Here is a 9,699-nt window from a genome sequence, read left to right as displayed (position 1 = left end):
GATGGTGGGTCGTGCTGGATTCGAACCAGCGACCAATTGATTAAAAGTCAACTGCTCTACCGACTGAGCTAACGACCCATCTAAATCATTTTTTTCAAACTGGTGGTCGTTACTGGGATCGAACCAGTGACCCCCTCCTTGTAAGGGAGGTGCTCTCCCAGCTGAGCTAAACGACCTGGGAATTCTGTCTCCACCGAGTGGAGAAAATGGTGGGTCGTGCTGGATTCGAACCAGCGACCAATTGATTAAAAGTCAACTGCTCTACCGACTGAGCTAACGACCCTCACCACGACCAGTTCCGACTGCATTACTGCTTCGGCTCTGACGGCGGCCTATATTACGGATTTAAATTTCCGGTGCAACAGAAAATTCGTAATTTAAATCCGTTTGCTCACTGTGCGTACAAATGCAGGCTGTTTTTACAGTAGCGTTACGAAAACAGTGACATACAGCAATGTTACAGCTTGGCCAGACTCTGTTTGGCCAACTGGGCTGGCGAGGTGTTGGGATAGCCCTTGATCACCTGCTCATAGAAGGATTTGGCTTCCGCCTTCTTGCCATCCAGTTGCGCCAGCATACCCAGCTTCAGCAGCGCATCGGCTCGCTTGGGGGATTTGCTGTATTTGTTGGCCACGGTCGAAAACTGGGCCGAGGCTCCGGCTCTGTCACCCTTGTTGAACAGCAGCTGGCCGAGCCAGTAGTGTGCATTGGGAACATAGCCCGAATTGGGGTACTGCTTGATGAAGCCCTGGAAAGCCGGAATGGCTTTGTCGTAGTTCTTCTCTTTGAGCACCATGTTGACCGCTGCGTCGTAGGCCTGGTTCTCATCCTGATTGGTTGAGTAATTGGCGGCAGCAGCCGGTGTGGCAGCTGCAGGGGCCGGGGCGGCCGGGGCAGCTTGCTGGCTGCTGGCAACCTTGTCGAGCTCCTGGTAGAGCTGACGCTGGCGCTCTTGCGACTGTTCCATCTGGTAGGTCTGCTGCTCCAGCTGGCCACGCAGCTCGGATACTTCCCCTTGCAGGGAGTCGACCTGTTGCTGCAATTCAGCTTGCAGCCGCAGACGGGCATTGAGGGTGCGCTCCAGCAGGGCAACCCGATCTTCCAGGCTACCGGTGGGCACGATGGCGCCGTTGTTGCCGCTAAGGACAACCCCACCACTTGAGTCACCGCCCAGATCGCTGACCGGTGCCGCAGCTTGCGCATTCAGAGCAACCATTACGGCCAGCGCAACGACAGCTTGCTTGTACACAGATTTCATTCGGATCAAACCTTAGCGTTTAGTACAGATAAAACGGCCAGCGCCATCGTCGCTCGCATATGCAGATTTCATTCGGATCAAACCTTGGCGTTTAGTGCAAATAAAACGGCCATCGAAATGGCCGCTTGCATATAAACGAACTTCGTTCGGTTTAAACCTTAGTAAACCAGAACCGCGCGGCGGTTTTTGGCAAAGGCATCCTCGGTGTGGGACATGTCCAGCGGCTTCTCTTCGCCATAGCTGACGATGGAGAGCTGCTCGGCCTGCACACCCAGGGTTTGCAGATACTTGGCAACAGCCTTGGCACGACGCTCGCCCAGGGCGATGTTGTACTCCGGAGTACCGCGCTCATCGGCGTGACCTTCGATCAGGACTTTCACGCTCGGGCGCTCGCGCAGGTAGCTGGCGTGGGCATCCAGCAGATCAGCGTACTGACCCTGGATATCGTAACCGTCGAACGGGAAGTAGATCACGTTGTCACGTTGCAGTGCTTCGAACTTCTGACGCATCTGCTCTTCCGGGGACAACATGCCGTTGGCGCCGCCGGTTTGTACACCGCCCATGCCGTCGGTCATACCTGATTCAGCGCCAGCGGCGTCGGAATCAGAAGAAGAACTACAAGCGGCCAGGGTGAACAGTGGCAGTGCGATGGCCAAACCCTTGAGCAGTTTATTGAGTTGCATGCTATTTCCTTAAACCTTTATAACAAAACAAAAAACAATTGGATTTTTATCAATTCAAGAAGGGCGACCAAGCTGGTGCACGAATTTCACCGCTACTGGTCGGAAGCACAGCCTTGAAGCGACCATCAGTCGACACCAACGCGAGACTCTTACGACCCTGATAGATGGTGGCATAAATGATCATGCTGCCATTGGGAGCCACACTTGGCGACTCATCCAGAGCACTCTGGGTAAGGACCAACAGGGCATTGTTTTCCATGTCCTGACGGGCAATACGATACTGTCCCTGAACACGGGTCACCATCACCATGATTTTGCCATCAGGAGTGATGGATGCACCCTGGTTGGATTCACCTTCCCAAGTCATCCGGCGAGTCATACCAGTCGCCAAATTTACGCTATAAATCTGGGGTTTGCCACCACGTTCAGAGGTGAACAACAAATTTTGCCCATCCGGCATCCAGGAGGGTTCGGTGTCGATCACACGGCTGGTTGTGACGCGGGTCAGCTGCTTGCTAGCGACATCAACCACATAGAGGTTCGGTGAACCATCTTTGGAGAGAACGATAGCCAGACGACGACCATCCGGAGACCACTCCGGCGCCCCGTTGATACCGCGGAAACTGGTGATCAGGCTGCGCTGCTGAGTGTAGATATCCTGCACGTAGATTTCGGACTTCTGGTTCTCGAAGCTCACGTAAGCCAGCTTGCTGCCATCCGGCGACCAGGCCGGAGACATCAAGGGCTCGCGGGAGCGCAGCAGGGTCTTCTCGTTGTAACCGTCGTAGTCAGAAATACGCAGCTGGTACGGGAACTGGGTACCCTGCTGTACGGAGACGTAAGCCAGACGGGTCAGGAAGGCACCGCGCTCGCCAGTCAGACGCTCATAGACGATGTCGGAGATACGGTGGGCAAACTGGCGCATCTGGGCACCCGGGATGGTCGCCATACGGCTATCCAGGATGTAACCGTTGCTCTCGCCACCTTGTGCCTTGGCCAGCTGGCCTTTCAGCACATCGACCAGCTCGAAGTTGACCTTGTAGGTGCCGTCACCGACTGCCGAAATGGAACCCACCACCACGGCTTCAACCCCTTGGGAGGCCCAGGGAGCGAAGTTGATCTCGCTGCTGCTGCTCGGGGTCTGCGGCATCTGGCCACGGGCCAGCGGCTTGAACTTGCCGCTGCGCATCAGGTCGTTGGAGACCACTTCCGCGATGTCCTGCGGCAACTGCCCGTTACCTTCCCACTTGAAGGGGGCGACAGCGATGGGGCGTGCGCTATCAATACCGCCGGTGATGACGATGTCCAGGGCCGCCTGGGCACTCTGGCCCAGCAACAAACAGCCAACCAAAGCAAAAAATACTTTTCTGATCATGGCTTAAATACTCGGTTCCAATATAGATGAGAGGTTAAATTCCTTTCTCGGCGAGAGGTTGCCAACCGGAGGCAAGCAACCTCGTTTTATCACGCTTAGATACTCGGTTCTAACTTCAGGTTAAATTCCTTCAACATCTCGAATGCCGCAGGATCCTTGGGCACAGGCAGTTGATTGGCTTTCAGAACAGCCGCCTTACCGGAACGACAAACCGCCGGGTCACCCTGGCCGTTATCTACCGATATGACAAAGCCACTGCTCGCAAGACGTACGCCGATAGTACATGTTTTGCCCCGCATGGTGGGATCCAAAATCATATACCGCTCAACAGTGGCCTTGATGAGCGCCGCATATTTGTCGACTTCGCCCTGGGCTGCTGCCGATGCAGCCTGACTGCGAGCATTGGCCTCAGCCGACAGCTGCTGCTGCATCATCTCTTCCATCTCTTTTTGCAGCTTGGCCTGCTCGGCTGCTTTACGCTTGCGCTCAGCCGCGATCTTGGCCTGCTTTTCGGCCTCTGCCTTGGCTTTCTTCTCTGCGTCAGCTTTTGCCTTTTTCTCAGCCTCTTCCTTGGCCTTCTTCTCGGCCTCGGCTTTGGCTTTTTTCTCTGCTTCTGCCTTGGCTTTCTTCTCGGCTTCGGCTTTGGCCTTCTTGTCAGCTTCCGCTTTCTTGGCCTTGGCTTCTGCCGCCTTGGCTTTCTCTTCGGCCTCTTTCTTCTCTTGTTCCTTTTTCTTCTTCAACGCCAACGCCTTGCTCTCGGCTTCCGCCGCTTTACGCTCGGCTTCGGCCTTCTTGGCCTTCTGCTCTTCCAGCTTGCGGGCTTCCTCGGCTTTTTGGGCCTTCTCTTCCGCCTGCTTCTGCTCGGCCACCTTCTTCTGCTTCTCGGCCTCGGCCTTGCGAGTCGCCTCTTCGGCCTGCTTGCGCTTGGTCTCGGCGATGCGAAGCTGCTCCTGTTTCTGAGCCAGCTCGCGCTTGGCGAGATCCGTGTCTTCCTTATCCTTCTCTTTCTCTACCTTTTGAGGCTTGGGCTGAGATTTCTGCTGCTGGATCTGCTTGGCCTGTTCGTTGAGGAAGTTCTCATCGAGCATGACGGCATTGACGATCTGCCCCTTCGATTCGGGTCGTTTCGGTTTGCTGAAATCGAGCCCGACAAACAGGATGATGCCGATGATCAGGTGCAGCAGAAACGACGCGATGAGATAACCGGAAATACCACGCTTCACATCCATCTCCGTTAGTTCACCGGATCTGTCATCAGGCCAACCTGAGGCACACCCGCATTCTTGAGGGCCACCATCAACAGGATCACCTCTTCGTAGCGCACGGCCTTGTCACCCGCGACCACCACGGGGGCATTCTGGTTGATCGCCAGATAGCCCATGGCTTTTTCGGTGATGTATTGCTGCATCGCCTCTGGCGTGCCGCTTGGCACCGGCTCGTCATCGGCTTCGCCAGCCTTGATGACATACTCGCCTTCGGTATTGACGCTGACGATGAAGGGCGGCTTGGCATCTTCCGGCAACTGCTCGGACTCAGCCTGTGGCAGATCCACCTTGACCCCTTGCGTGATCACCGGCGTGACCGCCATAAAGATGATAAGCAGCACCAGCATGACGTCGATATAGGGAACCACGTTGATCTCGGCCACCTTTTTGCGCCGGATCCGCTGATAGGTTTGCATTACTGATCACCCTGCTGCTGTGCAATTTGACGGTTCAGAATGGTGGTGAACTCGTCCATGAAGTTGGCGTAGGCGTTCTCCAGCCGCTCGACCTTGTTGGAGAAGCGGTTGTAGAAGATAACCGCCGGGATAGCGGCAAACAGACCCATGGCGGTAGCGATCAGCGCTTCCGCGATACCCGGTGCCACCATTTGCAGGGTGGCCTGCTGCACCTGACCCAGGGCGATAAAGGCGTTCATGATCCCCCATACGGTACCGAACAGACCGATATAGGGGCTGATGGAGCCGATGGTCGCCAGCACCGGCAGGTTGGATTCCAGATCATCCACCGCGCGGGAGAGGGAGACGCGCATGGCGCGGTAGGTACCATCCATCACCGCATCCTGACCACGGGCACCTGCCTTGAGCAAGCGGGCATACTCCTTGAAGCCGGAGTAGAAGATATCTTCCATGCCTTCGATATCATCACGGCGGGAAGAGGACTCCTGATAGAGGCGATTGAGATCGACCCCTGACCAGAAGCGATCTTCAAACTGTTCCGATGCGAGATTGGCCGCCTTGATCGCCTTTGAACGCTGGATAATCAGCGCCCACGAGACAATAGACATGCTCATCAGGGTCATCATGACCAGTTTTACCAACAGGCTGGCTTGCCAAAACAGGCCAATAAACGAAATTTCAGCGTGCACTTAACAGCACTCCCTTGATTTTTTCAGGTATAGCTACAGGTTTCATTTGCGGATGACTTACACAGGCTATCTGTACCATGGCCTGGGTGATCAGTCGTCCATCAGCCGCCAGGATCTGCTGCGAAAAGCGCAGGGATGCGCGTTTCACTTCAATCACTTGCGTTAATACATTCAATAGTTCATTAAAACGGGCCGCCGAGCGGAAATCGATCTCAGTTCGGCTCACCACGAAGGCATATCCCTCCTGCAGCCAGACGTCCTGTTCGACCCCTTTGGCACGAAGAAACTCGGTGCGAGCACGTTCCATAAACTTGAGATAATTGGCGTTGTAGACGATGCCCCCGGCGTCGGTGTCTTCGTAGTAGACACGCACCGGAAACTCAAAGACTTCCCCCATAACAATCTGTGATCCATTCGACAGTCAGATGGGGGGCTATCATAGCGCAGGGCTGAATAGGAAAGAAGCAGGGGGAGACAGGGAAATCCTGCCTCCCCCCGTTTTTTATGAAAGGAAATATGAATGTGTCAGCCAGAGGCCATACAACAAACTGGGCCAGGCGAGCCAGGGGTTGAACAGCACACGTCCGGGCAGGCTTTTAAGATGAAAGCCAAGCCCGTTAAGCACGCCACAACAGACGGCCCACATCAGCCAGGGAGCAAGCCAGAGACCATGCTCGCTGGTGTTGGCCGCGATCAGATTGGGGGCCTGTAAAATAGCGACGGCCAACAAGGCCGCCGCGAGTAACATCAACCCCTGCCACGGCTGCCGCTCCAGTGGAGCGGCCAGCCTGGCGAGTCGATCACTTGTTTTCATCGATCTGACGATCCATGTTCTCGGTGTGTTCCAGCCACAGCGCATTGATGATGCCAAATGCACAGGCCAGCAACAGTCCCAGGATCCAGGTGAAATACCACATTGTCAGCGCACCTCTTAATAGAGAGATTGTTGGTTATCTTCGATGTGCTTGTTGGTTACCCGGCCAAACATCTTGATGTAAGTCCAGATGGTGTAACCCAGCACAATCGGTACGAAGATCGCTGCAGCCACAGTCATCACCTGCAAGGTGTTGAAAGAGGCGGTAGCATCCCACATGGTCAGGCTCAGTGACGGCTCAAGGCTTGAGGGCATCACGAACGGGAACATGGAGAAACCGGCAGTGAGGATGACCCCGGCAATCGCCAGCGAGGAGCTGGTAAACGCCAGCCAGCCGATGTTCATGCGGGCAAACAGCGCAGTCAGCAGGCTCATGGCCAGACCCAGTACAGGAGCAGCCACCATCCACGGATAGAGGGTGTAGTTGTTCATCCAGGCACCAGCCTGCAGGACAACTTCCTTGTTCATCGGGTTGGATACCGCGTCAGTCGCGGCAGCCTTGACGATGACATACCCTTCCATACCGCTTACCCACCAACCCGCGGCAGCAAACAGCACCAGAGTCAGCAGTGAGCAGATCATGGCGGCAGTGCGGGAACGTGCCAGCACTTCACCGTCGGTCTTCATCATCAACCAGGTTGCGCCCTGGGTGAGCAGCATGAACAGGCTCACCAGGCCAGCCAGAATGCCGAACGGGTTAAGCAGACCAAAGAAGTTGCCGTGATAGGTCAACATCATGAACTGGTTAAACTCGAACGGAACACCTTGCAGCAGGTTGCCAAAGGCCACACCAAAGACGATGGGCGGCACGGCGCTGCCGGCGAACAAGGCCCAGTCCCAGTTGCTGCGCCATTTTGCATCAGCACGCAGGGAGCGGTACTTGAAACCAACCGGACGCAGGAACAGCGCCATCAAGGTCAGGATCATGGCGATGTAGAAGCCGGAGAAGGTCGCGGCATACACCATCGGCCAGGCGGCGAACAAGGCACCACCGGCAGTAACCAGCCAAACCTGGTTACCTTCCCAGTGCGGCCCCATGGTGTTGAGCATCACGCGGCGCTCGACATCTTTCTTGCCAACGAACGGGAGCAGTGCGCCTACCCCCATGTCAAAGCCGTCAGTGATGGCAAAACCGATCAGCAGTACGCCGACCAGAGCCCACCAGATGACACGCAGAGTTTCGTAATCAAACATGGTCGCTCTCCTTATGCCTTGAGCTGTTCAAAGTGATACTTGCCAGTCTTCAGGCTGCTGGGGCCAAGACGGGCATACTTGAACATCAGGTACATCTCGATAACCAGAAGTACGGTATAGAACAGGCAGATACCGATCAGAGAGAACCAGATCTCGGCTGCAGGCAGGTTGGATGCAGAGAGGGAAGTCGGCAACACCTCTGCAATGGTCCACGGTTGGCGACCATATTCAGCCACAAACCAGCCTGCTTCGATAGCGATCCACGGCAGCGGGATACCCCACAGCAGACCCTTGAGCAGCCACTTGCGTTTGCCGATCTGGTGGCGGGCACTGTCATAGAAGGCCATACCAATCAGCACCAGCATCAGCATGCCGACGGCAACCATGATGCGGAAGGCGAAGAACAGCGGCAGAACCTGCGGGATGGAGTCATCCACTGCGGCCTTGATCTGCTCGTCGGTAGCATCGGTCACGTTGCTGGTGTAGCGCTTGAGCAGCAGACCGTAGCCCAGATCCTGCTTCACTTCGTCGAAGCGAGCGCGGGTCTCGTCAGACTTGTCACCGGATTGCAGCTTGGTCAGCAGGTCGTAAGCGGTCATACCGTTACGAACGCGCAGTTCGTGCTCGCTCTTCAGATCCTTCAGACCGGTTACCTGACCGTCCAGAGAACGGGTCGCGATAATGCCCAGCGCATAGGGGATCTTGATGGCGTAGTCGGTGCGCATCTCTTCCTGATTCGGAATACCGAACAGGGTAAAGGCGGCCGGAGCAGGTTCAGTCTCCCACTCAGCTTCGATAGCGGCCAGTTTCACCTTCTGCACTTCACCGGTCTCGTAACCGGATTCGTCACCGAGGATCAGCACGGACACGATGGAAGCCATACCGAACGCAGCGGCAATGGCGAAGGAGCGACGGGCAAACGCCACATCACGATTCTTCAGCAGGTAGTAGGAGGAGATACCCAGCACAAACATGGCGCCACAGGTATAACCAGCCGCCACCGTGTGGACGAACTTGACCTGAGCAACCGGGTTGAGCACCACGTCAGCGAAGCTCATCATCTCCATCCGCATGGATTCGAAGTTGAACTCGGCACCGACCGGGTTCTGCATCCAGCCGTTGGCGACCAGGATCCAGAGGGCGGAGAGGTTGGTACCCAGCGCCATCAACCAGGTGGCAGCCAGATGCTGATGCTTGCTCAGACGATCCCAACCAAAGAAGAACATACCGACGAAGGTGGACTCCAGGAAGAAGGCCATCAGCCCTTCGATAGCCAGCGGGGCCCCGAAGATATCGCCGACATAATGGGAGTAGTAAGCCCAGTTCGTCCCGAACTGGAACTCCATGGCCAGACCTGTGGTGACCCCCAAGGCAAAGTTGATACCAAACAACTTACCCCAGAATTTGGTCATGTCCCGGTAGATGGTGTTGTTGGTCATCACATAGACGGATTCCATGATCGCCAGGAGAAAGGCCATTCCCAGCGTCAGGGGTACAAACAAAAAGTGATAAAGGGCCGTCGCAGCGAACTGGAACCGCGATAGGTCTACCACATGCTCAGCAATCATGATGTTTCCTCACCGATTATTGGCACGGCTATTTTAAGTTTTAAGCACAAAGCTTCCGTTGGAGGTTAGCGAATGAGCCTTATTGGGACGTGTCACAACAAAACGCGTTCAGTAACCACTGGCATTAACAACAAGGCAATACGAGAACACAAATAAAGCTAATGTTTAACAATTCCAAAACAATCAGCCTAAATTTATTCTCGCCCATGATGACCGGGTTTTTATATCACCTTTATTTGATTGAAATCAATGTAAAAGGACCCGCCATACATGGCTTTGAAAGGCATTTTTAATCTATTTCACGATTATTGACGCGAGCCAGATCACAAAACACGATAAAGCGTAAAACATTGATTTAAATCAATTTAAGAATTTAA

11 protein-coding genes and 3 tRNA genes are annotated in these 9,699 nt (G+C 55.0%); all 14 read right to left on the bottom strand.

The genetic code is table 11. The annotated features are described in order from the left end of the window. Positions 1–2: 2 nt before the first annotated feature. Positions 3–78 (bottom strand) — tRNA-Lys (locus AB5Y84_RS08990). Between the two features lie 22 nt (positions 79–100). Continuing rightward, positions 101–176, bottom strand: a tRNA-Val gene (locus tag AB5Y84_RS08985). 31 nt (positions 177–207) lie between these two features. After that, a tRNA-Lys gene (locus AB5Y84_RS08980) sits at positions 208–283 on the bottom strand. Between the two features lie 174 nt (positions 284–457). Next, the gene (gene ybgF / locus AB5Y84_RS08975; protein ID WP_064339412.1) at positions 458–1,258 is read right to left on the bottom strand and encodes a tol-pal system protein YbgF; all 801 of its coding nucleotides are present in this window, start codon (positions 1,256–1,258) and stop codon (positions 458–460) included. Positions 1,259–1,416: 158 nt separating this feature from the next. Further along, complete coding sequence (gene pal / locus AB5Y84_RS08970) at positions 1,417–1,941, bottom strand: peptidoglycan-associated lipoprotein Pal (protein WP_005304908.1); 525 nt, start codon at positions 1,939–1,941, stop codon at positions 1,417–1,419. Positions 1,942–1,990: 49 nt separating this feature from the next. After that, positions 1,991–3,316 (bottom strand): Tol-Pal system beta propeller repeat protein TolB, encoded by a 1,326-nt coding sequence (gene tolB / locus AB5Y84_RS08965; protein ID WP_005335728.1) that lies wholly within the window; start codon positions 3,314–3,316, stop codon positions 1,991–1,993. 95 nt (positions 3,317–3,411) lie between these two features. Next, a complete protein-coding gene (tolA, locus tag AB5Y84_RS08960; protein ID WP_013723471.1) occupies positions 3,412–4,545 on the bottom strand; it encodes a cell envelope integrity protein TolA in 1,134 nt (377 codons plus the stop codon). A 5-nt stretch (positions 4,546–4,550) separates the two neighbouring features. Next, positions 4,551–4,997, bottom strand: coding sequence for a protein TolR (gene tolR / locus AB5Y84_RS08955; protein ID WP_005335733.1), 447 nt, complete (start codon positions 4,995–4,997; stop codon positions 4,551–4,553). Further along, positions 4,997–5,686, bottom strand: a complete 690-nt coding sequence (gene tolQ / locus AB5Y84_RS08950) for a protein TolQ (protein WP_005335735.1) — start codon at positions 5,684–5,686, stop codon at positions 4,997–4,999. Before tolQ ends, tolR begins: the two co-directional genes overlap by 1 nt. Further along, positions 5,676–6,083, bottom strand: coding sequence for a tol-pal system-associated acyl-CoA thioesterase (gene ybgC, locus AB5Y84_RS08945; protein WP_005335737.1), 408 nt, complete (start codon positions 6,081–6,083; stop codon positions 5,676–5,678). Before ybgC ends, tolQ begins: the two co-directional genes overlap by 11 nt. A gap of 105 nt (positions 6,084–6,188) precedes the next feature. Beyond that, complete coding sequence (locus tag AB5Y84_RS08940) at positions 6,189–6,500, bottom strand: cyd operon YbgE family protein (protein WP_041202810.1); 312 nt, start codon at positions 6,498–6,500, stop codon at positions 6,189–6,191. Continuing rightward, the gene (gene cydX, locus AB5Y84_RS08935; RefSeq protein ID WP_005304933.1) at positions 6,487–6,603 is read right to left on the bottom strand and encodes a cytochrome bd-I oxidase subunit CydX; all 117 of its coding nucleotides are present in this window, start codon (positions 6,601–6,603) and stop codon (positions 6,487–6,489) included. The genes AB5Y84_RS08940 and cydX overlap by 14 nt, the downstream gene beginning before the upstream one ends. Before the next feature lie 14 nt (positions 6,604–6,617). Continuing rightward, positions 6,618–7,754 (bottom strand): cytochrome d ubiquinol oxidase subunit II, encoded by a 1,137-nt coding sequence (gene cydB, locus AB5Y84_RS08930; RefSeq protein ID WP_005335741.1) that lies wholly within the window; start codon positions 7,752–7,754, stop codon positions 6,618–6,620. Between the two features lie 11 nt (positions 7,755–7,765). Then, positions 7,766–9,322, bottom strand: coding sequence for a cytochrome ubiquinol oxidase subunit I (locus AB5Y84_RS08925; RefSeq protein ID WP_064339410.1), 1,557 nt, complete (start codon positions 9,320–9,322; stop codon positions 7,766–7,768). Between the last annotated feature and the right edge of the window lie 377 nt (positions 9,323–9,699).

The sequence above is a fragment of the Aeromonas sp. s11 genome (assembly GCF_040907945.1).
Classification (GTDB): Bacteria; Pseudomonadota; Gammaproteobacteria; order Enterobacterales; family Aeromonadaceae; genus Aeromonas; species Aeromonas veronii.
Note: the sequence above shows the minus strand (reverse complement) of the source record. Positions and strands in the feature narration are given on the sequence as shown.

Excerpts from the sequence above, each read along its gene's own strand:
- ybgF (WP_064339412.1), bottom strand. The coding sequence starts at position 1,258 with ATGAAATCTGTGTACAAGCAAGCTGTCGTTGCGCTGGCCGTAATGGTT.
- pal (WP_005304908.1), bottom strand. The coding sequence starts at position 1,941 with ATGCAACTCAATAAACTGCTCAAGGGTTTGGCCATCGCACTGCCACTG.
- tolB (WP_005335728.1), bottom strand. The coding sequence starts at position 3,316 with ATGATCAGAAAAGTATTTTTTGCTTTGGTTGGCTGTTTGTTGCTGGGC.
- tolA (WP_013723471.1), bottom strand. The coding sequence starts at position 4,545 with ATGGATGTGAAGCGTGGTATTTCCGGTTATCTCATCGCGTCGTTTCTG.
- tolR (WP_005335733.1), bottom strand. The coding sequence starts at position 4,997 with ATGCAAACCTATCAGCGGATCCGGCGCAAAAAGGTGGCCGAGATCAAC.
- ybgC (WP_005335737.1), bottom strand. The coding sequence starts at position 6,083 with ATGGGGGAAGTCTTTGAGTTTCCGGTGCGTGTCTACTACGAAGACACC.
- AB5Y84_RS08940 (WP_041202810.1), bottom strand. The coding sequence starts at position 6,500 with ATGAAAACAAGTGATCGACTCGCCAGGCTGGCCGCTCCACTGGAGCGG.
- cydX (WP_005304933.1), bottom strand. The coding sequence starts at position 6,603 with ATGTGGTATTTCACCTGGATCCTGGGACTGTTGCTGGCCTGTGCATTT.
- cydB (WP_005335741.1), bottom strand. The coding sequence starts at position 7,754 with ATGTTTGATTACGAAACTCTGCGTGTCATCTGGTGGGCTCTGGTCGGC.
- AB5Y84_RS08925 (WP_064339410.1), bottom strand. The coding sequence starts at position 9,322 with ATGATTGCTGAGCATGTGGTAGACCTATCGCGGTTCCAGTTCGCTGCG.